This is a genomic window from Pinibacter aurantiacus (assembly GCF_019130065.1).
Lineage (GTDB): Bacteria > Bacteroidota > Bacteroidia > Chitinophagales > Chitinophagaceae > Pinibacter > Pinibacter aurantiacus.
In genome coordinates, this window is record NZ_JAHSPG010000018.1 from 261,816 (window position 1) to 287,766 (window position 25,951).

Genomic DNA, 25,951 nt, shown 5'->3' on the forward strand with positions numbered 1-25,951 from the left:
ATTAATCTATGCCCCTTTTTTTCATCTGCTATAAGGTACAAATGTTGTTGTATCCCCGTAGCGACTAAGTTTTGTGGATAATACAGCCGTAATTAATTTACATCCTAAACCAATTATTCAAACATTCCTGTAAATGTTGTGCGAGTGCATTTTTACAATGCACCATTAAAACAAAGTATATGCTAAAATTGGTTACCACGCTTTTGATGGTTATTGTTACTCTTACTGTTTTCGGCCAGGCAGAAGAACCTGCTCAATGGACATTCTCTGCAAAAAAAGTGAATGATACAATCTTTGAGATTCACTTGTCAGCAAAGCTTGAAGAAGGCTGGCATATTTATTCTCAATCAACTCCTGAAGGCGGACCGGTTGCGACTTCCGTTTCCTTTTCAAAGAATCCGCAGTTGATGCTGAAAGGTGATATTATTGAAGAGGGAAAATTGGAGAAAAATTTTGAAACAATGTTTGGCGTTGAGGTGTTTCGATTTTCTAAAAAGGTAGATTTTGTTCAAACCGTGTTGATCAAGCCTAATGCAAAAGCAAATGCAAGCGGTTCCATCACCTATATGACTTGTGACGATGAGCAGTGCATTCCTCCAAAAACTGTCGAGTTTTCTGTGCCGGTTAAATAGAGCTTTACAGTGTATTAGCAAGCAATTTCTATTCGAGGTCATTTAATTGGTAGTAAGTCGCGAGGCAGTTAATGCTCTATGGGCAAAGATGTCAATCTCTGGTTGAGTTCTATTGATATTTTTTTCCTATGGGAAAGCTTTGCCCGTAGGGCATCAATGTCAATAGAGAAAATGACAACAAGTGCACTATTGTCCGTAGGACATTAATATGGCGAAACCACAGACTGCTTAAATAAGCGATGTAGGATCGGTAAAACGTATAGCACATCCATTAACTATTCTTAGAAATTTAATCATGAAAAAATATTTAGTTTTTCTTCTTGCCGTTGCTTTTTCATCCATTGCAATGGCCCAATCAAAAAGCGGAGCAAAACAAAATCTGAAGATATTATTTGTAGGCGGCTCTGCTAACTGGTCCAGGGAACATTTTACTTCGAATGAGGAGATGAAGCAAGATACCATTCGAAGGATCGCTTCATTTGTGGAGATGTTGAACAAGTATTTCACATCTGTTACTGCGATCGACGCTAAAGACTATCAGCAGAAAATGTCGGACAACTTCGATGTAACAGTTTTTGACGGAGCACCGAAAGCCATCGCAAAGAGCGCAACGATTACGGACGCCTCCGGAAAAGTGATCGGCTATAAGTCTGCCGCGTATTTAACTGAAGACTTTGACAAGCCAACTGTTTTCATTGGGGAAATGGGTGAAAAGCTGGGACGCAGCATTGGGCTAAAAGCTGATTGGTATTGCTTGTGCCTGGATGCCCATGCGCATAATTTTCGAAAGGAGCATCCCATTTTCAAGGGGCCGTTTCCTGTAAAAATGACAATTGAAACCAGGCCAACTCCTGAAGACGCCTTCCATTATCAATACTTCTCCAACACGAAATATCCTGCAACGCTTTCGATGTGGCAAGTGCAAACGAAGGGATATATTACTGATAAATATTTCAGAATCGGAATGGTAGCACGACCATGGGGTTTTGAAGACTCTCCGGACGCTGAATATATTTCAAGTGGAGTTTGCGCTAAAACATTGGATGCGGTGGCGCTTGGCCGCCATGGAAACTTTTTTCACTGGGGATTTGCAGCTTCTCCTGAATACATGACAGACGAGGCCCAAACAGTATTGGCAAATGCCATCGTTTATATTTCCAAATACAACGGCAAAAGCGTAATTGCCCGCAAATACACAGATCGCAGGGCCACCCGTGAGTATTTGAAAGAGAAGAAATATTACGCATCTAAGGATGCGCTGGAAATGAGCAACACCATTGCCGAGAACTTTAATAAATCAATGCTTGCTGAGAAAGCAGACGCGGAGGCAAAAAAAGCTAAAGGAGAGAATCTTACTGCCGAAGAAAAGCGCTCTTTGGATTTTCAACCAATGCCAAAACTAAGTTTTGAAGAATTTTTGAAAAAACAACAGGGTGATTTATTTCAAAAGTTTGGAACAGATTCCAAGGCTTATATTAAATATTACGATGACAACAAGGACTACTTCTATGCTTTCGATGAGTCGTACAAAATTATTGTTGATGAGGATGTAAAAAGCCTTGGCATTCCGAATTACGACAAACGATTACTGGACAAATGTATCCACATGCTGGAGAAAAATGAGGAGACAGAGAAAGCAAAACGCATCCTGGATAGATATACGTTAGCAACTTTTAGCACGCCTGCAGAATGGAGGCAATGGTTTGATAAATACAAAGACAAAATGTTTTTTACTGAGACAGGCGGCTATTATTTTATGATCAATACCTACGATAAAAATGTAGAGGGGAATGATTACAAGAAGAAACTTCAAAGCAAATCCTATAGCCAGGTAAAAACAGGTCAGACCAGCGATGTAGAGCCTGTAAGTATTGCCGCGGGTATTGTTGATAAAGATGCTAGTGAAAAGCAGGTAGTGGTAAAAATGAAAATACATCCCGGTTATCATATTTACGCTTTCGTGTCTCAAACTGATCCTTATATCGAAACCAAGGTGAACGTAAGTGTACCGGTTGGCTATTCTCTTTCTGCTGAAATGAAAAAGCCTTCCTTTAAATATTTCAATGATAGCGGCACTACTATTTATGATGATGAGGTGATGTTTGTTCAGGATATTAAAGGTGAAGGAAAGGCCGATCTAACCTGCACTGTATCTTATCAATGCTGCGATGATCATATATGCTTCCCGCCGGTTGAGAAGGAATACAAACTACAGGTGCTTTAAGGCTGTTGGCCAATCATGTTTGCGAATAAAATAAAAATGAAAGAACGAATATGAAATCAAGGTGTTTGAAATATTTTTTGTCGGCAGCTATTGTCGTTGCTGCGCTCCAGGGTGCAGCCCAACAAAGAAGTCTGCTTGTTGATAGCCTGCCCCAACACTTAATAAATAAACCGTCGCCGGAATTTGTGTTAATGGATGCGGATGGTAAACAAGTTTCTCTTTCCGACTTCAAAGGCAAAACGATCATTCTTGATTTTTGGGCAAATTGGTGCGGACCTTGTAAGAAATCTTTTCCTGCGATGCAGCGGGTTGTCAACAAATACAAAAACGATCCTTCCGTTAAATTTCTTTTTATCCTTACCTGGGAGTCATCGAAAACGCCGTTGGAAGAAGCAAAGGTTTATTTGAGTGCCAATAACTTTCATTTTGATTTATACATTGATCCGAAAGAAAATGATTCACGCGGCTCTAACAAATCGGCTGCGTTATTTGGCTTTCGCGGAATTCCTCAAAAATATGTTATTGACGGGCGGGGACAGATTCAGTTCAACATAACTGGTTTTAGCGGGAGCGATGATGATGCAGTACAAGAGTTATCATTGATGATTGACTATGCTAAAAAGCAAGTTTTATGATATGAGTCGGGTATTGAAATTATGAAAGGTAGTTAATGCCGTTCGAGATGTTTGAGATGCACGGCTGGACATCTCGAACGGTTTATAAAATGGATATTCATCCTATACAAACGAGAGGTCATCAATCCAATCGTTCGAATTTTGTACAGTTAGTGTACGTTCTTATGGATACATCTTCTCCATTTCACCATAATATTCCTTCAGCAAAAAGAATGACTTCTTCTTCCTGCCGTTTCTATCAATCAATCCCTTTGTGTTCCAGCCCTGCTGATAAGTTGGATTGTTTCTTCTGGGCGAGCGGAAGTCGGCGAGTATCCACGGTGAAATGCCGGTAAAGTTGTCTGGCATTCTTTTGAGCATGGCTATTTGTTCTTTGTAATACCAGGCCTGGTAATCTTCACTCCACATGGCATTGCCGGTACTTATAAAACCGCCCTGCGCCTCTGCACCTGTTTCGCTGATGAACAATGGTTTGTTGTAAATGGTGGCCCAGTTGGCAGTTTGGCAACTGTCCGGCGTACCGAGATACCAGCCAAGGTATTCATTAAAGGCAACCATGTCAACATATTTACCCAACGGGTCATCTATCATATTGAGGTTTTTGCCTTGTGCCTTATACGATACTTCAAGCGCTGCTGAAGCGAGTCGGCTGGGATCGAGGTCCTTTGCTGTTTGCAACAATGTGTGCATGAAGTTGGTACGCGTTTCAGAAATAGGCGTTTCATTACCTACTGACCAGATGATAATGCTTGCCCTATTCTGATCGCGCATGATCATTTCCGTTAGTTGTTGTTTTGCCTTTTCAAGTACTTCTTCGTTTCCGAAATTGACGGTCCAGTACACCGGTATTTCAGACCATACCAACATGCCCAGGGAATCCGCCATGCGGGTCATGCTTTCATCATGCGGATAATGGGCGAGGCGTACCATATTGCAATTCAGTTCCTTAGCCCAACCGAGTAGCTGCAATGCATCGGCTCTGCTGTATGCTCGTCGTCCTTGCTGTGGAATTTCTTCATGAATGCTGATGCCGCGCATGAACAGGCGCTTGCCATTCAGTAGCAGCTGATCACCTTTTGCCTCAATGGTGCGAAAACCTATTTTGTCTTCTATGCGATCATTGCCGGCAGTGAGAATCACGCGATACAGTTTTGGCGTTTTGGGCGACCAGTATTGCAAATTCGCAGCAGTAAAATCTATCGAAGCCATGCTGCCGTTCACAGGAAAATTTTGCTTCAGTTTCAATTCAGGAATTTCCACTTGTACCTGGCTCGCATTGTTATTGTCGAGTTTTATATTGCCCTGTATTTTGTTGTCGCCCGGCAAAAGTTTTGTAAGCTGTAATGAATAGCCGGTGATAAAGTTTGCAGGTAGCTCTACCAGTTTTACATCTCGTGTTATGCCGCCATAGTTCCACCAATCAGTATTCAATGTTGGTATTTCCTCTGCGCCTCGCTTATTATCCACTTTTACAACAAGGTAATTGCCCTTTGTTTTTATTAGAGCGTCTGGTATTTCAAAATTAAATGGCGTAAAGCCGCCGATATGTTGTCCCAGTTTTTTTCCGTTCAGATACACATCGGTTTTGTAGTTTACAGCGCCGAAGTAAAGAAAGACCCTGTTAGAAGTCTTGTCCTTTTTGTAATCAAATGTTTTTTTGTACCAAAGAGTGCCTTCGTAATAAAGAAACTTTGGATCCTGCGAGTTCCAGTCACCCGGCACTTTTAGTGTATTCTTGTCTGAGTATCCATATTCTTTGTGATCGTATTTGTTTTTAGGCACGTCGCTGTTCCAGAAAGCATCGTTATCATTTTCGCTGCGTTCCTTGAAGCGATAATCATAAAAGCCCGTTTCATAAGGATCGACAATGTATTGCCATTTCCCATTCAGGCTTATGGTTTTCCTGCCTTCAATATTGGTGATCAATTCGTTCTTCTGTGCATTTGCAACTAAGATGTGCAGGACCAATGCGGTGACAATAACAACTGTTTTTTTGAGCATACGAATTATGGCTTTTGTATAAAAAAATCAGGAGAGCCAATTCATCCCTGGTGAACGGGATTGGAGATCAGCCCTCCTTCATTTTGGTTTTTATAGATAATTTTTTATGAAGTTTCTTCCTACCTGTTAGTGATCATTATCCAAATGAATAAAATTATTGTTTCATGAATTTGAAATTGCGAACACCATCGCTGCTTCGTATGCTAAGGATGTATAACCCGCTTTGCCAGCCTGCAAGGTTTATAACGGCAGAGTGTTGATCGGGCCTTGTTTTCTGATTGTACACCTCCCGTCCATTTATATCATAAATAACCAGGCTGCCGGCCGCTTCTGGCCACTGCACAGACAATACGTCTTTTGCTGGATTAGGATATGCCTTAAATGCAGCTGCATTATCATTTGCAATAAAAGAGCTGATAGTTGCCGGTAAAACTGCTGTACCGCTCAGGTTGCCACTTACGGACACATTGCTGAATCGTGCAGTGGTAAGCACTCCATCATTATGTGACGTAACACCCATGCCTATGTATACCTGGCTGGTCATAGCGACTGTTTTGGTACTGATCAATGTCCAGCTAGCACCATCATCTGAACGATAGGAGCTAAACGCGTCGCCTGTTCTCACGAGCTTCAACCATTTTGGTGGAGCACCTGACGTGTTCACAGATGTTGTTGTACCGCCCGTAGCGGAGCGATAGGAGATAGCCGTTCCGCTTACCGCTTTCACCAATGTATTCACTTCCTTAGCGCCTGCATCAAGGGTTTCGCGTATCATGACACATGCCTTCGCAGAAGCATTTGTATTGCCCAGTGTATCTACTTTTGCAATGATCTGTCCATCGCCCGTTAAAGTGCGGTACACAAAATGAAACTCATCGGCTGCGTTCCATATATCCGCGCCGGAAGCTTTTACGGTAAATACATTATTGCTGTAAGTAGCAGAACCCTCGGCCGCCACAGCGCCTATATCCTGGTGCTGCCACGGAGAAGGTAAATCAGTTGTTGGCGGTGTTGTTACGGTAGTGTCTGCAGATGTGCTACCATTCAATGCTCTTAGGTTATCGATGTAATACACATCGCCGTTGGCCGTATTGGCCGCGAAGAGAAAATCAATACGATCCACTTCATTATCATAGGTTGATGGATCAGGAATGCTTTCAAGATAAAAGTAGACCGTGTGCCATGCATTGGTTTGTGTCACTTTACCCTGGAAATTGCTGTGCCTGCCTGTGGGGTAATTAGATGGAGTCGACTTTGCACTGCTTTCCAATTGCCATGAAAGTATGGTGCCAACTGGTGCAGAAGTGTATACATCCATTGCAAACATTCTTGCGCTTTGCTTGAACTGTTCCCCGTCTTTGATGGATGTGGAACTGAATAGTAGTACATCATAGGGTACGGCAGTGTTTCTTGTGTACTTCGCTGCTTTTGCAGAGCTGTTCACAGTGTTAGGGGCCGGATTGGTTATGTTTGGTACATAGGCACCATCAGATTGCATATAGGTAAAGAGATGTGTGGAATCATAGTTTTCATAAGTAGCACTACTTGCGTAAGTAACTTTTTTGCCAATGCGGATATTGTCGATATAATAAGTCTGCGCCACGGGCTTGTTGGGGCTAAACAAAATCACCAGCTGGTCGATCGCGAGGTTGGATGCACCATTGGGAGCAGATGAATAAAAGAACGTGAGCGTTTCCCATTGATTTTGTTTTGTGGTGACGGACTGGTAAACACTGTTGCGGCCACTGGGATAAGCAAGCTGCGCCAATGCATTGTTTTGCAGATTCACACTTACAGGTGTTCCCGCGGGCGCACTGGTATATATGTCCATTTGCAATTGGTACACCTGGTTCTTAAATGGAGATGCGCTTACAATGGTATTGTTGGTGTTAAAGAATAACACATCATAAGCAGTGGTGTCTTTACGAATGTAGCGGGCCACTTTGGCGGAAGTGTTATTGCCGCCGATTGCGGGATTGGTTACCTGTGCGGTATAGGCACCACTTGTAAATGTCGGATCGAATGCTACTTTGCTCACACCGTCATAATTCTCCAAAGTATCGGATGCGATGACCGTCCATTTTGCCGAAGGCTGTTGAATGGTTCTTACGTTGTCAAAATAGTAAACGTTTCCTGTGTATTTCCCCGGCTCAGGAAGCAGGCATATCTTATCTATCGAAAAAATATCAACGCCTGAATTGGCAATGGTTTGTGTGTAGTTGAACTCCAGCGTTTCCCAACTGTTCTGCCTCGTTGTATATGCAACGTACTTGCTGTGCCTGCCTGATGGAAACGCGTTAACAGAACTAAGGCTCGTATTTTCCAATTGTATGTCCACCTCACTGCCAATGGGAGCTGTGGTATAAACGTCTATCAGCAATTTCTTTTTTCCCTGCACATAATCCATTGCATTGGTTACAGACATATTGCCGAAGTAAATATTATCGTACTGGCTGGCTGCATTGCGTGTATATTTTCCTACAAGGGTAGAAGTGTTGACGCGCCCTGGCAGGGGATTGGCAACTGCCTGTTGCAATGTGCCTGTGAGCGGGCCATACGTAGCAATGCGGGTTGTTTCAAAATCATCAAACAACTTGTCGGCCACCAATGGTTTTTTCATGATCACTTTGCGTGAAAATGTTTTTTGCGAGCAACCTGGGGTGGTTACATTCACGGTAACATTGCCTTCCGTACTGCCCCAGTTAACGGTAATTACATTTGTACCCTGGCCCGCAATAATGCTTGCACCGGAAGGTACGGTCCAGTTGTAAGTGGCGCCTGTTATGGAATCTATGCGATAGTCCTGGTAGGTTTCGTTTGGATATACTGCGTTTTTACCATACACTGCATAGTTGTAAATGCCTTTGTACACTCTTACATAATCCACTTTCATAGAGGTAGGATAGTCGGCTGGCGTAGGTGCGATCTTTCCTGTGTATGGCGTGTTGGGGCCACCAACAGCGACATTCAGAATGATATACATTTTACTGGCATCAAACGGCCATGCGCCGCCTACGGTAGTTTCCGGTGTTTGTGAAACATAGAGATTGTTATCTACGTACCAATCTATTTTATACGGACTCCATTCTACTGCATACACATGGTAGTCTGCCGATAGATCAATACCCGATAAGAACTTGCTGCCGGATTGTTGGTGCACTCCTGCGGGGTAAGCGTAGTGTATGGTGCCGTTTACGTCTGTGGGATTTTTATGCTTGGCTTCCATAATGTCGATCTCGCCGGTATTGGGCCATCCGCCACCATCCGGCAGCATCCAGAAACCGGGCCACGCGCCACCTGCTGAGGATAGTTTAATGCGTGCTTCTATCCGGCCAAACAAAAACGTCTGCAGGCTGTCTGATCCTGTTAGTTTCGTCATCAACTTTGCCGAAGTGTATTTGTATGTTTTGTTGTTGACAGGATTCACCACTGTTTCATACTTCGTGTTAAGGCTCAGTGTGGTGTCTGCTACTACTGCGTTCAATGCCCGGTATAGTTGTAGTTCAGAGTTGCCAAAGCCACAGCCGCTTCCTTCATTGCAACCATCTCCTTCATATACTTTCCATTGGGTAAGGTTTCCCGGCGTGTTAAATTCATCGTGCCAAACCAGTTGCGGCTGGCAAAGTATCTGCGCCGATGCCAGGTTAGGCAAGAGCAAACTTAGTAAAGCAACGGCGAGCAGGTTGGTTAACCTGCTGCCGAAACTTATTTGGGTATAGGGATTCGCTGAGTGAAAAGAACTATTTTTCATATAACTATAATCGTTTAATGTGATCGTGATTGAATTCCATTATTCGTTTAGTATCCGGCATTCTGATCCAGTTTGGCGCCGGTGTTCAGGTCAATCGCTGATTGTGGAATAGGCAGAAGCCCCTTCCTTGTTGTTACTTTATCAAGCCCTGTAACAGGTTGTCCGCTTGCAGTATTGTATTTGTTCAGGTAGTCCGTGCAGCGTTGTACCAGCGTGCCTGTTCTTATGAGTGTCATTCTCCTGTTTTCTTCTGATATCAGTTCTCTTGCACGTTCATCCAAAATAAAATTGAGTGAAATGTCAGCCGCCTGTACCTGGCCATGTGCAGGGTAATCCGGATAGGCTCTTTGACGCAGTACATTGATGCTAGCCGCAGCATCAGCTGCACGGTTTTGTTTAAACTGCGCTTCTGCCAGCAGCAGGTAAGTTTCACCAAGGCGCATCACGGTTATATCATGGTAAGTACCATAGCCATTGATGTCGGCAGGGTTGTAGTTGTTCCACTTGGTTACATATGGATTGATGTGCCAAACGGTATCACCATCTGCAATCGTCAGCACCTGCCCGTACTTGGGTTTCGAAGGATCGTTGTAACGCAGTTCGCGTCTGAAATTGTATTTAGAATTGCGGATATCATACTGATCATACAAGCCATACATTACCCAGTTGCTGAGCCTGAAACGGCCAATGCCTCTGCCTCCGAGCGAATCTGCAATCACCATGTTGGTAATGCCTGCATAGTATGGCACCCACATCCGTCTGTGTTGATCAGTAGAGGCGTTGGATGATGATGAGTTGGCACCACCCGGTGTGTTCAGGTCTTGTTCAATTACCCATAAGGCTTCTTTGTTGCCCTGGCCATAACGTTGGTTACCCTGAATAAACATATCGTTGTAATAGTCACCCGGCATGGAACCTTTCACACCATATCGTGCTTTGATTAATGTAAACGCAGGGTTTGCAATAACAGCCTGGCATTGCGCTTCCGAAAGATCAGGTTTGTTCATGCGCAGGTAAACCTCTGCCAGCAGTTGCTGACACATTGCTTTGTTGGGCCTGAACTCTTTTCTTGCACTCTTTGGGTCGGCAGGAAGAACAGCAACCGCTTCTGTAAGGTCCTTTACAATTTGTGTGTTTACACTATCAACAGATGCTCTTGTGAAATCTGTTTTAGGAGAGGAGATCGGTGTTGTGGTCAATGGCACCGGGCCCCACAGTGTTACGAGGAAATTGTACACATACGCTCTGTAAAATTTTGCTTCAGCACCTACATATGCCTTGTTGTTTTCTGATGTACCTGTTACAGCAGGGTTTTGGCTGGCAGCGATAACCGTATTGATATTGTTAAGTGTTGTATAGGCCCATCTCCAGTACGTGCCTGCGGCAAAATCAGATGAGCTCATGGTTTCATTGTTCACATAGGGAAACATGGCTGCAGTTGTTTGGCCGTTGATGACTACATCGGTTCCCAGGAACATCGCACCTAAAAGCCCCTGGTCATCATCGGAAGTGTATTGCGCACGGATGCGGCTGAGGATGCCGGCCATATTGGCTTCAAAGCCCAAAGAGTCTGAAAGTGTGTTCTGCGGTGCATAAGCAGATTGCATGTTTTCATCCAGGAAAGTTTTTTTACACGAAGCAAAAACGACCGTGGAAAGTAATATATAGCTGATTAATTTTTTCATCGCAAGTGGAATTTTGAGTTATTTAAATGAAAGATTGATGCCCAGTACATAGCTGGCAACCTGTGGGAAATTGTTGTAGTTGGTACCGGCAGGAAGCGATTGGAAATTAGCTTCCGGATCCCAGCCCAGCCATGGCGTCCATGTGTGCAGGTTTCTTCCGGCAACGTATACAGAGAAATTGCTCAGCCCCATTTTTTCTACCACTTTTTGTGAAACGGTGTAGCTCAGCGTTACATCTTTCAATCTTGTAAAACTGCAGTTGGATGGATAAGCATACGAGTAAGTAGCATTGGTGTAAGCCAGTGAAGGACGCGTATTGCTTTTGTTATCTGCCGTCCAGTAACCAACATCCGCAGGCAGGTTGATATTACCGGATTGATCAGCATTATCATAAATCTGGTTATTTTTCATAGCACCCTGGAATGTTTGGATGAATATGCGCAGGCTTATATTCTTGTACGTGAATGTGTTGGTTAAACCACCTGTCCAATCAGGATTTTTGTAACCGATAATTTTTCTATCGTTTGCGTTGATAACATGGTTGCCGTCCACATCTTCAAATTTCAGATACCCGGGTTTTGCCGCGGGGTCTACAGTGGAATGGTCTTCGCCTACCTGCCAAACACCTTGCATGTTATAGGTGTAAATAGCGCCCAGTGATTTTCCAATGAACCATCCGTTTACAGGATCATCTTTGCCATCACCATATAGTTGTGTCAGCTTGTTTTTATAGGTAGAAAAAACAGCCGTTGTCTGCCATGTGAAATTGCCCGTTCTGATGTTCACCGTATTCAGCGTTATATCAATTCCTTTGTTTTCCAGCTTGCCAATATTGGCGAGCACAGAACTATAACCTGTCATGATCGGTATTTGCCTGCTTAGCAAAAGGTCCTTTGTTTTTGTTTGATAATACTCTATACTGCCGCTGATCCTGTTGCTCAGTATAGAAAAGTCAAGGCCCAAATTCGCAGCAGTCGTGCTTTCCCATTTCAAACCGGAGTTGCCAAGGTTGTTGGCGATGAGGCCCGTTGCAGTTTGGTTGTTGTACACATATTGTGTTACGATCTGCGAGGTTTGTGTTTTGTATGGATCGATAGCAGAGTTACCGGTGGTGCCATATGATACTCTCAGTTTTAATGAATTGATCAAAGCAACGTTTCTCATAAAGCCTTCATTGCTGATGTTCCAGCCGATGGCTGCAGAAGGGAACGTGCCATACTTATCTGTCATTGCACCAAAAGCCGAATAGCCATCTCTTCTTACAGTAGCCGTTAATAAATAGCGGCCGTCGTAGCTATAATTCAATCTGCCCATTTGCGAAATCAAAGTATATTTTGAAGAGTTGGTTCCTGTAACCTGTGAAGTAGAAGCCGCGTTGGTATTGTTATAACCAAGACCATCATTAATAAAACCTGTGGCATTGATGGTAGAACTGAATGAACTATTTTTCTGCGCACTGTACAATCCGGTAATATCGAAGTGGTGCTTTTTAATATCCTTTGTATAAGAGAGTATATTTTCAATGATCCAGCTTGTTGTTTCCGCTGCATACACATACGCAGCTCCATTGTTGTTGTTGGCGTTACGACCTGTGTAAGTGTCTATTCTACTGGGCAGATAAGAGTAGTTGCCGTTTAGCCTGTACTTCAATCCTTTTACAAATTTTGGTGCTACTTCCACATAACCTGTTCCTGAAAGATTATTGCTTCGGTTAAGCGAAGGCTTGTTCAAACCCAGCAGGGGATTGGTGTACAGCGTGTTGCCATACATAGGAAAAATGGCATAGCTACCATCCGCATTGTATAACTGGCCATACGGACTCATTTGTCCGGCAAGCGTTAAGTCTACGTGGCCGCCGTCGTTGTTGTTATTGGTGTAAAAAAGAGAAGTTCCCACGCTCAGCCAGTCTGTGAGGTTTGCATTCAGGTTGGAGCGGAAACTTACACGGGTATATTGATAGCCTTTCAGCAAGCCAAGGTCTTTCGTGTACTCGCCATTTACAAAGTATTTCACGTCTTTCGTGCCACCGGAAAAACTAAGGTTGTGCGATTGGATATAACCCTGGCGCGAAATTTCTTTTAACCAATCTGTGGTAATGCCTGCTCTTTTATTAGGCACTTCTACAGTGTTCAATACAGAGTCGCTGGTGATAAAGCTATTGGTGTTGCCCGTTTGCTGCTGCCATGTAATGTTTTTAAGCTTGTAGGCTTCCGCATCCATAGGCTTCATTTGATGTGCCATATTTTCCAGGCCTGCAAAACCGCTATAACTGATGGTAGGCTTTCCCGTAGCGCCACGTTTCGTAGTGATCAGGATAACACCACTCGAGCCACGTGTTCCATAAATGGCAGTGGCAGATGCATCTTTTAATACTTCGATGGACTCAATCGTATTCGGGCTGATGTCGTTGGTAGTGCCTGCAAATGGAACACCATCCAGTACGATGAGCGGCGTGGTGCTCGCAGTGATGGAGTTGAGCCCACGTACCTGTTGACCGGCGGACTGGCCCGGTGCAGCAGAAGAGGTGGTGAGTGTCCAGCCAGCGACTGCGCCTTCTACGGCTTGCAGTACGTTGGTTACAGGAATCTTTGCCAGCCTGTCTTTCGGAACACTGGTCACAGAACCCGTAATGTCAGACTTCTTTTGTGTGCCATAACCAATCACCACGATCTGGTCAAGCTCCGCCTTGCTGGACACCAGCTGGATGGGAGTGCTGGCCGATATAGAACTTACTTTCACCTCCTGCGTGGCATACCCGATATGTGAAATAACAAGAGAACTTTTGGAAGATGCGTTGATGGAAAACCTGCCGTCCGCACCTGTATTGGTTCCATGACCGGTACCTTTTACAAAAACGGTAGCATCTGGTATGGGCTCGCCGGTAGCAGACACTACGTGGCCTTTCACATTAATGCTGTCCGCGGTTTGCGCAGCTATTTTGTTTGCCCCGAAAAAAAATAAACCCAGTGCCAGTAGCAATGGTAGTAATCGTTTTAAGAGAAGCGAATGTTGGAGATTCGTTTTTTCAGAATGCATCATACAGCAATACATAAAGTTGAGTTTTGATTAATGAGTTAACAGTTGTTGTTTTTTTTCCTGATAGGTGGATTTTGTTTACGTGATCATCTTGGTTTAAATGTTGGTTGTTTTATGGTGAAAAAATGCAAGGCGCTAAAAGCTGCCGCAAGCGAGTGAAGGCGTTTTATTTAAATTCTTTTTTTATTGAAGAAGATCGGGACGGCTCGGTGGAGAGATGTTTTCCATTTACCGGTAACGGATGTCCGCTTTGCGGACCAGTAGATTTGAAAAGAAACAGACTCTTCTTACCGGGAAGACTTGTTTTTTTCCGCGTGTTAAAAAAGAACATTCGAAAATGAAGCAGGTAATTTTTCATGTTGCAGCAATTAAAATCTTGGCATATTTTGGCGGTATAAACTTAGCTGTAAGCGGTTCTTTTGCCACATCTTATGCTACACTTTTACCTCATCATAAATAACCAACTTATTGATTGTCAATATATTTGAATACATTTATACTACATCATCCCTAAAACGACCTTGCATGAAGCTTGCCTGCCTGCTGTTTCTCTCATTTTTTCAACTTGCCGTATATGCGCAGAATACGATCGGTATTCCGGATATCATCAACTTCGCAAATCCCGATTATCATGGTGGTACCCAAACCTGGTCAATCAGGCAGGCAAAAAATGGCGTGTTGTTTTTTGCGAACAATGATGGCCTTTTGAGTTTTGATGGTAATTACTGGAAACAATTTCCGCTGCCAAACAAAACCATTCTTCGATGCCTGGTGATGGACACGGTGACGGGAAACATTTATGCAGGTAGCCAGGGTGACATCGGATTCTTTGCTTCCGGCAGTAACGGTGACCTTGTTTATACATCCCTGAAAAAATTGATTCCTGAAAGCCTGAGGGACTTCGCCGATATATGGCATGTAGAGATTTACGACAATGCGGTTTTCTTTCGGGCAAACAAAAAGATCTTCGAATACAAGGACAATACGATCAAGGTGTACAAAGCGCCATCAGAATGGCGTTACATGCGTCGGGCAGGCAATCGCCTGCTTGCACAGGACAGGAATATGGGCATTGTGGAATTTAAAAACAATTCATGGCAACCGGCTTGTAATCATCCGGTGTTAAAGGAAGGATTGATAACCGGCATTCTTGATTATCGCAACGATACGCTGCTGGTGACCACCTTAAAGAATGGCATTTATCTTTTGCATGATTCGCAATTTATCCGGAAGCCGACACTTGCAGATCCCATCTTTAACGGCGATCGCATTTACTGCGCTGTGAATGTGAATAAGAATGAATTTGCCGTAGGAACCACCTCAGGCGGTTGCTTTATTATAAACCTTGATGGCAAACTGATACAAACAATATCAAGAACGGAGGGTCTGCAGAATAATAATATACTGTGCCTTTTCCTGGATAAAAACCAGAACCTGTGGATGGGGCTTGACAATGGCATTGATATGGCGGCATACAACACAGCCATTAAGCGTATTCTGCCCGACAAAAGAAATCAGCTCGCAGGCTACGCAGTCAGGCTTATTGGTGGTAAGTTATATATAGGAACGTCAGACGGACTCTACAGCGTGCCTGTAGATCTTAATAATCCTGACCTTAGTTTTTCGAAAGGTGATTTTACACGCATTGCCAATACCGGAGGACAGGTATGGCATGTAAATGAAGTTAACCACCAGATATTAATGGGGCACCATGAAGGTTCTTTTGCCATACGCAATAACCAGGCTTTCCCCTTGCTGCCGGGCATAGGCTCGTGGCTTTTTTCTCCTCTGCCTTTTCCGGAAAATAACCAGTTGCTGGTGGGCACTTATAACGGACTCCAGTTATTGCAAAATGTGGGAGGCAATGTCATCAACAAAGGCAAGATTGAAGGTATTAGCGAATCGCTTCGGTTTGTTTTATTCGACAACGAAAACAATGTTTGGGCATCACATCCTTACAAGGGCATTTACAAGATCGTGTTGTCGGCAGACAAAAAAACGCTCACATATAAAGTATATACAAAAGCCAATGGTCTTCCCAGCGATGTAAACAATTATGTGTTCAGTATAAAAAGCAAGGTGGTGGTAGCTACGCAAAAGGGTATATACGAATACAATGCATCGGCCGATAAATTTGTGCCCTCAAACATTTTGCCACCTGTTTTTAATGACCAGCCCATTCAATATTTAAATGAAGATGCAGACGGCAACATATGGTTTGAATGTGATAAAAAAGTAGGCATGATCGATTACCAGAAATCCATCAGCACGGAAACGTATTCGATTCTATATTTTCCTGAACTGACCAATAAGCTTGTAAGAGGCTTTGAATATATCTATCCATACAACATGGGCAACATTTTTATTGGATCAGAAAAAGGAGTATATCATCTCAATCTGCGAAATTACCTGGCGCATGTATCGCCGTTGACGGTATTAATTGGCCGGGTGAAAACAGTTGGAAAAACGGATAGCATTATTTATGGTGGTTTTGATGATCAAATTAATCATCGCTCACACGAAAGGAAAATAAGTGCGCTCCCCAATGCACTCAATTCTATTCACTTCGAATATTCATCACCGCAATATGAACAGGAAAGAAATATTGAATACAGTTTTCAGCTTGTAGGGTTTGATGACCAATGGTCCACATGGACAAAAAAAACAGAGAAGGATTATACCAATCTGCCGTACGGAAATTACACCTTCATAGTAAAGGCGAGAACCAACCTGGGAAATGAATCGAGACCTGTCTCTTATGCATTCAAAATACTCCCGGCATGGTATCAAACCATTTGGGCGTATATTATTTACGCGTGCATTTTTCTGGCTCTTGTATATGCGCTCAATCAATGGCAAAAGAAAAAGTTTTTACAACAGCAGGAAAAATATGCCAAAGAGCAGGAGCATCTTAAATATATGCACCAGCTGGAAATGGACCGTAACGATAAAGAGATTGTGAAACTGCAGAATGACAAACTGGAATCTGATGTGAGCCATAAAAACAAAGAACTGGCAAACGCTACCATGCACCTTGTAGAAAGAGGAAAACTGCTTTCCAAAATAAAGGAAGAGCTGTTGCGCATACAGCGGAATACGCCGGGGCTGGCCACTTCTGCAGACTTCAAGCGACTCATCAATACTATTAACGATGCAGAGAAAAATGATAAGCACTGGGATCAGTTTGTCAGCCACTTTGATGAAGTGTACAGCGATTATCTTACGGCGCTTAAAAACAAATATCCTACGCTTACTGCCACTGATCTTAAGTTGTGTGCTTACCTGCGCATGAACCTGTCGTCGAAAGAATTATCACAACTGATGAACATTTCTGTGCGCGGTGTAGAAATAGCCCGATACCGGTTAAGAAAGAAGCTGAACATTGCAACAGAAGAAAACCTCTTCGACTTCCTGATGAATATTAAAATGGAGCATTGATTTGTTCACCCGCTGTTCGGGATATTCTGCAGGACACCTCGAACGACAGATAAAATGGATGTCAATCCTGTAAAGTGGCTATGGCTTCAATATGGCCACAATTTCTTTAAAGCCCCTTTGCTGTGCGTGTTGAAGTGGAGTTACACCATCGCGGTCGGGGATATCCATTTTTGCACCTGCATCTTTTAGTATTTGAACGATCTCCTGGTATTTTTTGCTGCCATCGCCTAAAACAATGGCTTCCATTAGTCCTGTCCAACCCAAACGGTTTACGTGGTTCACGGGGAATCCTTTGGTGTTTGCCAGGAGTCTTACCGTTTCAATATGTCCGCGTTCGCAGGCAGGTATCAGAGCAGAGCCGTTGTAGCGATTGAAAATATCAAACCTCGCTCCATTTTCTAAAAACAGTTTCACCAATTCAGTTTGTCCACTTGCTCCTGCATAAAGAAAAGGACTATCTAAATTATCGGCTTGCTGGTTTACATCAGCTTTATATTTCACCAACAATTTTGCCATTTCAGTTTGACGACCATTAACAGCAATTAGCAATAGGTTTCGTCTACCGTTGTCTGTTGTATTTACATTTGCTCCGTTTTTCAAAGCAGCTTCTACTCCTTGCAGATCGTTTTGTTCCACTAAGCGTATGAGGGCTTTATTCGTCATTATCCCTGTATTTATTTGTTCAGTTATTGGCGCCGAGCGGCAGGAAATAATGGATAAACTCAATGCCATTAACAAGATAATTGATTTCATGTGCGTCAATTTTTAGAAAACAATATTTCCCTGGTATATCAGCGATGTTACCGGAGATATTCGCGAAACAGCTTCTGCGGAACAGCTTGCATTTACAAAAACCAGGTCAGCCGCATCTCCGGCTTTGGGCCATTGTTGTACGCCTTTATCATCAAGAGGCAAGGTTCCCGCGGTTGCTAGTTTCAACATGCGTGATAAACCAAATTCTGTAGAAGGGCCGTATAGTTGCGCGGCAATATTTGCCTTTTGCAAAACACTTCCAGAACCGTATGTACTCCAGTGATCGATAATGCAGTCGTTGCCCGTCATTACTTTCACACCGTGTTTCAATAGGGTTGGGATCGGCATGATCAATCCGCCAAAAGGAACTGTTGAGTTGACGCCAATTTGCGCATTCGCCAGCTTTTCGCAAATTTCCTCCTGTTTGATTTTATCCAGGCTCGCTAAAATAAAACAGTGGCTCAGGTAAGTTTTGCCTTTGAGCACGGGGTTTTCGTTTACTTTGTTTATAAGGTATTCCACTGTTTTTAATCCGGAATCTCCCTGCTCATGCAGGTGCAGATCAATACCTTTATTGTTATCCAACGCCAGCTGCACCGTAAAATCCATTGTTTTTTCAATAGCGCCATCAATAGTGTAGGGATCAACTCCACCGATAAAATCAATATCCATCTTAGCAGCTTCTTTCATATAGGGAACACTGTCAGTATAAAAAATACCATGCTGCGGAAAGGCGACCAACTCTGCACCAAAAACACTTTTTTTGTTTTCCAATGCCAATTGCAGGTGTTTCAAAGAATCCAGTTTGGAAGTAGGTTCGATATTCACCTGGCTCCGTGCAAATCCCGTTCCTTTTGATTGCAACAGCTCGATCATTCTCTCAGCCTTAACCGTAGAGTTTTTCAGCAAATCAGGTATGATTTTCTGTTCCAGCGCAATCATGCCTTTGATGCCGCCCGTGACCGGTCTTCTTGCCTGCCATTTTTCACTGTAACGTGTTTTGTCCATGTGGATGTGCATGTCTTTAAACGAGGGCAGCATCAACATGCCTTTGGCATCAATAACATTTGCCTTTGGTTGGTTAGGGCCTATTTTCCTGATTTTCCCGTTTTCTATTTCAACACAAAAAAGTTCGGTCCGGGTAGCAATCACTTCATCGCCGTCTTTCTCAAAACCTGTTTCTAAAAGAACATTTTTTATGGTATAGCTTTTACCCGCTTCTGCCGTCGTTGCGCCTTTCTGTTCCGTTATTCTTGCGTCATTTCCGGCGAATAATATCCCCGGAGTAAACGAGGCTCCCGCGAGGCCTAATGCGGCATTTTGAATGAATTTCTTACGTGATAGTGATAATTTGCTCATATAATTGGCTTTAAATCAAAAGAGAAGCGTCATACAAAAATACGGTCTATCATCAGGGAATCCGTTGGGCCATTCCTTTCGGTACTTGTAATATTTATAACTGTTCCCGGAAATCGCTTGGACTTAATCCAGTTTGATTTTTAAAGAAGTTGGAAAAATAGGCATGATCTCTGAAGCCCAATTCAAAAGCGGTTTCCTTAATAGTGAAACCTGTGGTCTGCAACAATCGTTTGGCCTCCAAACACACCCTTTGCTGTATAAGTTCAGTCGCAGAGATTTTCAGATTTCTTCTGCAGAGAATGTTCAGGTAGTTAGCTGAGATATGCAGTTGTTCTGCGTAGAAGGCCACGAATTTTTGTTCCTTGAAATGTTCGTCAATCAGCATGTTAAACTTTGTTAACCGTGGATTGGATTGATAGACTTTGAATTCAGTAAAAGTCTTTTCAGCCTCTTTGCTAACGATAGCCGCAATAACCGCTGAGCGGGCTGTAATTAATTGCCGGAGCGGGTTTGAGCTTTTTAATTCCTCCCTGATCGCAGTAAACTCATGAAGCAGGAGATGAAAAGAATCCGCTGGTAGCGTGATAACAGGATGGTTCTGGTAATTGGTAAAGGAGAAACGGAAATAAGGTGCAAACTGTTCAAGAAATGAAGATTCCATCATTAACTGGTAACCGGAAGATTTTGGTTTAATATGCCAATTGTGAACTTGCCCGGGAAAAAGTATGTGTATCTGCCTGTTACCGATATGGTAATCTACAGAGTCTATCGTGTGTATGCCTTTCGCTTTTTCAAAAAGTATGATAACGAAAAAATCATGCTTATGCGGTTTCTCAATATGTTTTTCGCCGTGAAGGTAATTGAACAAGAGTTCATCCCGGCCCGCATCCTGTCCGTTCCTGAACTCGCGGATGTTTAGTACTGGGATCATGCTGCTTTCTTTCTTCATATCCTTACTGTTTATTTTGATACTATCGGCGCCAGGTTTTATAAATATCTTCTTAGCGCATCCAATTTACGAATACGTACGGCTTGTGAAATTTATAAAATATTCCCGAATGGAACAGCAGTAGTCAAAATCGTAGCAACAGTAGACGCTTTCGGGGCAACTATCTGACTAAGTGCTTTTTAGGAGAATTGCAATTTCTTAACTGCTTTTAATTGAGGCGTTTACGAAAAAAACTAAAGAAATATGCCAAAATGGTTATTTTTGTAGCGAAAAATAGTTCCCTGCTTTACCCTTAGAAAAGCCCTTATGTCTATATCCAAACCCAGTTTTCGAATACTTCTGTTTGCGCTTGTAGCAATCTTCCTCTTAAATATTCAATCTGTTGTCGGGCAAATGCGAAAGATTCATATCGAATCTGACCCGGCCAATGATATAAGAAAGATCAGTTTCTTTTCTCCGTCTGAAGGCTTTGTCGCCTTTGCTAAAGATATAGGTTACACTGCTGATAGTGGGAAAACATTTATCAAAAAGAAGATAACGCTCAACAATGTAGATTTCAATAATTACACCGTTGGGATTCTTTTTGGTTTTTATATTAACGGCATTAAAGCCTTTGATAAAAACAACATTTTAGTGTATGGCGATTATGGCGAAGAACCTTCCATACTTTCTTCGTCCGACGGAGGCAATACCTTCAAACTCGTTTATCATCAACCGATGAGTTACAATCTTACAAATAGTGTAACAGAGATGGTGTTTCCCGATAATGGCGATGTTGGGTATGCTATTCATAAACTATACGTTCTAAAAACAACCAACAGGGGGGCGAGTTGGTTCATTCAAAGAGATTACCCCGGGAGTTATTACAACCGCCTTTTTGCTACCAGCAACAGCTGCATATTTGTTAGCTACTTAAGTACACAGGAGCAATTGCTACAGTCAGTAAACGGAGGCACTTCATGGCAAAAAATTACCTTGCCTTCAATTAAAGAGGGCCGCATCGGCTGTATAGATTTTATTTCACAAAACATCGGATGGGTAAATATGTCCAATACCGATGGTGCCAGGAACATTTACAAAACAACGGATGCAGGAACTAATTGGATCTTGCTGAATGATCCCGTGGCAACAAAATTCTATGCGACAAAAATGAAATTTGTTGACGAGAATACCGGTTACGCTCTTTATCCAGCATCAGCGACGGTGTATAAGACGCTTAATAGCGGCGTTATTTGGGAGCCATTGCAAAATGATTACAACTCTGAAGATCTTTTTAATGATTTCCAAAGTTTGTCTGCAACGCAGTTTTGGGCGGGAGGTACATCAGGGCTTTTAGAAATGAGCACCAACGCCGGAGGAACTCCTTTGCCTAAGGCGTATTTTAAAATTGACACCACCGGAGTAATGTCAACATCTAAAGTTAGCCTGCTCAACTATTCACGTACGGGCTACAACTATAAATGGATTGTGAATGGTATTATGGTCGGCACTGGTTTTAACGATTCCTATTCACACGATGTTACTGTAGGTCGTGACACAATTATGCTTGTTGTATCAGATGGAATGTATGCTGACACGTTAACGCAATACCCATATTTCCCGGTTCCTAAATTTCCTGTAGTATCATCCTTTGCACCTGCTGTTGGCAGTAAAGGAACAATGGTTACAATTCAGGGGAGCAATTTTCAAAATGTTATCGGCGTTAGCTTTGGTGGAGTAGATGCAACAAGTTTTAAAATGCTTTCTCCGAATGTAATTACAGCTGTTGTAGGCGACGGCGCAAGTGGTGCTGTATCATTAAAATGTCTGTTCGGTGTTTTTCCTACAAATGGCTTCAGGTACACCGAGCCGCCTTCTAATGCAGCACCTGTTATCACGTCCATAACTCCCGCTTCGGGCCCGGTAGGAACACTGGTAACTATAAACGGCAATTATTTCAATCCAACTGCTCAAAATAACATTATTCAGTTTGGTGCCACTAAAGCAAACGTATTATCGGCGACATCAACCAGCATAACCTGTAAGGTTCCCATAGGAGCAAACTTTCAACCTGTAATTGTTTTGGATAAGGCATCTGGACTTTCAGGCAGGTCATTGAAACCGTTTAACGTTACTTTTCCCGACAGCGGCATGGTCACGGGAAACTCTTTCACCGGCCAGGTTGAAATCAAAGTGAATGCAATTGATCCGTGGCCAAAGGACGTGCTTGGGCATGACCTTGACGGCGATGGCAAACCAGATTTGATTGCTTGTATTAATACTGTAGGTGCTGATTCTGTGTGTGTATGGCGTAATGTATCCGGAGGGGATAAATTTTATTTCGGTGCGAGGCAAAACATTGGAATGCTTTGGGGCTTAGGTGGAGGGATGATGGAGGTGTGTGATATCGACGGAGATGGCAAACCGGATATTATTGGTGCAACAAACAATGCTTATGTACATGCTTTTCAAAATTTGAGTTCGCCTGGTTTGATAAAGTTTGACAGTGTGATGGAGATAACCACAGGTGGTGGCTCCCAACAAGTAAGAATGGACGACCTGGATAATGACGGACGGCCTGATATGGTTGTTGCCTGTGACCAGGCAAAATCTGTTTACGTGGCTGGAAACACGAGCACACCCGGTTATATTTCTTTTACTCCGCTTACCCAGTACGGTACGAATGGTGGTACGCGTGATGTAGCCGTGGGTGACCTGGACGGCGACGGCAAGAAGGATATCGTTGCGTTGACCAATGGTATAGGGCTCACCCAAAGCTATTTGACCATTTATGAAAATAAAAGTGTGAGGGGAAATATTTCTTTTGCGTTTAAACAGGATATTACCATCGGAGATTATAAATCCATGGGGCGCGCTCTTTTCATGTATGATGCAGATGGAGATAACAAATTGGATATTGTGGTGGAGAATATAGGCTCTGGTTATATTCTCAGGAACATCAGCACGCCGGGCAATATTTCTTTTGAGGCCGTTAAAAAAATAAACATTGGCAATGTCGGGCAGGGCCAGGGCGGTTCTATCGATAACCTTAATGGTGATGCATTGCCGGATATTGTTAACGGGGGATCTAAAACATACATCATCCAGAATTTTTCAACAGCAGGCGCAATGGCAAACGATGCGCCAGTCGTTTTGTCTGGTCTGGGAGCATATTTTACAAACAGTGCCGATTTTGATCTTGATGGAAGAAACGATCTTGCCATTTGTGATGCTAAGAAGCTGTACCTTCTAAAGAACAAAGTGGGGAAACCGGTGGACGTAAATGTTTGCGCGAAAGGAACAACGAATATTACTGCTGACCTAACCGGAACCAGCTATCAATGGCAGGTAGACAGCACCGGTACATTTACCGATATTCAGGATAAAGATCCATTTTTTGGTGCGAAGTCGCAACAATTGCCATTGTATAATGTGCCCGCGGAATGGAACGGAAGGAAGTTTCGCTGCATTGTTGACGGCCGCGCTTCCTGCATATTTGTGGTAAAAATAAATTTGCCCGCAGCTGCTCCGACAGTGGCGATTTCAAGCAATGCTAATTCGGTTTGTTCAGGCGCTCAAATGACATTCAACGCCACCGCAACAAACGCGGGAAACAATCCGGTATACACCTGGCTCGTTGATGGAGCAATTGCAGAGACTAGCGATTCTAGCACTTTTAAAACAAATAAACTCACAGATTATGCGAGCGTGAAGCTGCAACTATCTACAGGCAACGTTTGCCCGGGTTCTACATTTGCACTCAGCAATACCATTTCCGTACGAGTGTTTACAAGTAGCGGGGCGTACGTTGTTATAGGTACACCCAAAACATCTGTATGTAAAACTGACTCCACTTTGTTTACTGCAGTGCCCTATAACGGAGGTGACCGTCCAATTTATCAGTGGCTGGTAAATGACATTAATGCTGGCAAAGACAGCAGCTTATTTAAGACTGCAGATCTTAAAAATGGTGACGTAGTAAAAGTTCGTCTCACGCCTGTCAATTACCAATGCGGAATATCTGCTCCCGTTATAAGTAATGCAATAACTATGAGCGTTACCGGAAATGACAATCCGACCATCTCTATTTCAATGCCGTCCGATACTGCTTGCGAAGGTGCAAATGTGCTAATACGCGCCAAAACTTTCAACGCTGGTTCAAATCCGGTTTACTACTGGTACTTTCGCGAGCAGGTAACGATAGGCAATCAGGATTTTTTTTATCCCAACTTTTTAAAGAACAATGATCGCGTTCAGGTGCGCATGAAAAGCAACATGGAATGCATAGCGGTAGACACTGCTGTTAGTAATATACTGGTAATGAACATTGTTCCGAGTGTTACTCCATCTGTGAACATCACTGCATCTGCGGCAGATATTTGCCAGGGTGAAAATGTAACATTCAACGCAACGGCCACCAACGGTGGAGCAACCGGTAGTTTTCAATGGATGGTAAATGGAGTTGCAACGGGTGCAAACAATACAAGTTTTGCATCTTCCAACCTTAAACAAAATGATCTGGTAAAAGTAATACTGACCAGTAGCGCAGTTTGCGCTACACCGGCGTCTGCGGAGAGCAATATTGTTGCAATGACAGTCAGTCCCATTGTTACTCCAGTTGTATCAATTGCAGCATCATCAAATCCGATATGCAAGGATCAGGCTGTTACGTTTACTGCCACTGCAACAAATGAAGGGCCGTCTCCATCTTATCAATGGAAAGTAAATGGAGTAAATGCAGGCACCAACAGCCGCACGTTTACCAGCAACACTATTCAAAACGGCGACGTTGTTAGTGTAACTTTAAAAGTTGCTTCAGGTAAATGTTTAACGAAAGATACTGTTGCAAACAGTAATACAATCAGCATGACGGTTAACGCGCCGCAGCCACCACAGATAGTTATCCGCGGTAATGCTGTTGTAACAAAGGGAACACTGACCAACATATCAACCTCAATAACAAACGAAGGGCAATCATACACTTACCAGTGGCAAGACAGCACTGACAATCATTCATGGCTCGAAATTTCGAATGGTGCCGGCGCTTCAATTGGTTATCAGCCTCAAGCTACGGGAGATAAAATAAGATGCATATTGACTTGTAAACCGATTTGTGGAACGCAAATGTTATCAGCAATAAGCAACGAGCTGACATTTGTTGTCAACGAAAGAGATTCGGCAAACGGCAACATAAAATTGTATCCTAATCCTGTTAATGACAAACTTACAATTGACGGATTAGAAATAGCAGATGAATGGACAACAGTTGAAATAAGAAGTGCTTCGGGGAACCTGACAGGACTTGTGCAAAACATAAGTCAGCAGAGAAAAATTGTTATTTATGTTGACAAGTTAACACCTGGAATATACGTAGCCATTATAAGAAAAGCCAACGGTGAAACAACACGCCTGAGGTTCATGAAGCTGTAGATGGCATAGGGTTAAAAAAAAAGAAGCATCCCGTGAATGGTTTCACAGGATGCTTCTTTTTTTAATGCATTTTATGTAA

Annotated in this window: 13 protein-coding genes; 5 read left to right on the plus strand and 8 right to left on the minus strand. The window is 43.0% G+C overall.

Annotated elements, in window-relative coordinates; all coding sequences use genetic code 11:
• Positions 1-179 precede the first annotated feature (179 nt).
• The 3 genes from KTO63_RS24765 (at position 180) to KTO63_RS24775 (ending at position 3,491) form a co-directional block, all read left to right on the plus strand.
• Positions 180-632, plus strand: coding sequence for a protein-disulfide reductase DsbD domain-containing protein (locus tag KTO63_RS24765; protein ID WP_217794740.1), 453 nt, complete (start codon positions 180-182; stop codon positions 630-632).
• Between the two features lie 295 nt (positions 633-927).
• The gene (locus KTO63_RS24770) at positions 928-2,856 is read left to right on the plus strand and encodes a protein-disulfide reductase DsbD domain-containing protein (protein ID WP_217794742.1); all 1,929 of its coding nucleotides are present in this window, start codon (positions 928-930) and stop codon (positions 2,854-2,856) included.
• A gap of 50 nt (positions 2,857-2,906) precedes the next feature.
• Positions 2,907-3,491, plus strand: a complete 585-nt coding sequence (locus tag KTO63_RS24775; RefSeq protein ID WP_217794744.1) for a TlpA family protein disulfide reductase — start codon at positions 2,907-2,909, stop codon at positions 3,489-3,491.
• Positions 3,492-3,653: 162 nt separating this feature from the next.
• Here KTO63_RS24775 and KTO63_RS24780 read toward each other — a convergent pair whose 3' ends face one another.
• The 5 genes from KTO63_RS24780 to KTO63_RS24800 form a co-directional block, all read right to left on the minus strand.
• A complete protein-coding gene (locus tag KTO63_RS24780; RefSeq protein WP_217794746.1) occupies positions 3,654-5,492 on the minus strand; it encodes a glycoside hydrolase family 2 protein in 1,839 nt (612 codons plus the stop codon).
• A 154-nt stretch (positions 5,493-5,646) separates the two neighbouring features.
• Positions 5,647-9,243, minus strand: a complete 3,597-nt coding sequence (locus KTO63_RS24785; protein WP_217794748.1) for a family 16 glycosylhydrolase — start codon at positions 9,241-9,243, stop codon at positions 5,647-5,649.
• Positions 9,244-9,290: 47 nt separating this feature from the next.
• The gene (locus KTO63_RS24790; protein ID WP_217794750.1) at positions 9,291-10,928 is read right to left on the minus strand and encodes a RagB/SusD family nutrient uptake outer membrane protein; all 1,638 of its coding nucleotides are present in this window, start codon (positions 10,926-10,928) and stop codon (positions 9,291-9,293) included.
• An 18-nt stretch (positions 10,929-10,946) separates the two neighbouring features.
• Complete coding sequence (locus KTO63_RS24795) at positions 10,947-13,967, minus strand: SusC/RagA family TonB-linked outer membrane protein (protein WP_217794752.1); 3,021 nt, start codon at positions 13,965-13,967, stop codon at positions 10,947-10,949.
• Positions 13,968-14,130: 163 nt separating this feature from the next.
• A complete protein-coding gene (locus KTO63_RS24800) occupies positions 14,131-14,322 on the minus strand; it encodes a hypothetical protein (RefSeq protein ID WP_217794754.1) in 192 nt (63 codons plus the stop codon).
• 167 nt (positions 14,323-14,489) lie between these two features.
• Here KTO63_RS24800 and KTO63_RS24805 point away from each other — a divergent pair, with 167 nt between their 5' ends.
• Positions 14,490-17,402, plus strand: coding sequence for a helix-turn-helix and ligand-binding sensor domain-containing protein (locus KTO63_RS24805; RefSeq protein WP_217794756.1), 2,913 nt, complete (start codon positions 14,490-14,492; stop codon positions 17,400-17,402).
• A gap of 78 nt (positions 17,403-17,480) precedes the next feature.
• Here KTO63_RS24805 and KTO63_RS24810 read toward each other — a convergent pair whose 3' ends face one another.
• The 3 genes from KTO63_RS24810 to KTO63_RS24820 all read right to left on the minus strand — a co-directional run bounded on the left by KTO63_RS24810 (position 17,481) and on the right by KTO63_RS24820 (position 20,463).
• The gene (locus tag KTO63_RS24810; protein WP_217794759.1) at positions 17,481-18,155 is read right to left on the minus strand and encodes an ankyrin repeat domain-containing protein; all 675 of its coding nucleotides are present in this window, start codon (positions 18,153-18,155) and stop codon (positions 17,481-17,483) included.
• 12 nt (positions 18,156-18,167) lie between these two features.
• The gene (locus tag KTO63_RS24815; protein WP_217794761.1) at positions 18,168-19,514 is read right to left on the minus strand and encodes an amidohydrolase; all 1,347 of its coding nucleotides are present in this window, start codon (positions 19,512-19,514) and stop codon (positions 18,168-18,170) included.
• A 94-nt stretch (positions 19,515-19,608) separates the two neighbouring features.
• Entirely contained in the window at positions 19,609-20,463 is an 855-nt protein-coding gene (locus KTO63_RS24820) for an AraC family transcriptional regulator (RefSeq protein WP_217794763.1), read from the minus strand.
• A gap of 393 nt (positions 20,464-20,856) precedes the next feature.
• On the opposite strand from KTO63_RS24820, the gene KTO63_RS24825 reads away from it, so the two are divergent.
• A complete protein-coding gene (locus KTO63_RS24825; RefSeq protein WP_217794765.1) occupies positions 20,857-25,872 on the plus strand; it encodes an FG-GAP-like repeat-containing protein in 5,016 nt (1,671 codons plus the stop codon).
• Positions 25,873-25,951: the final 79 nt, after the last annotated feature.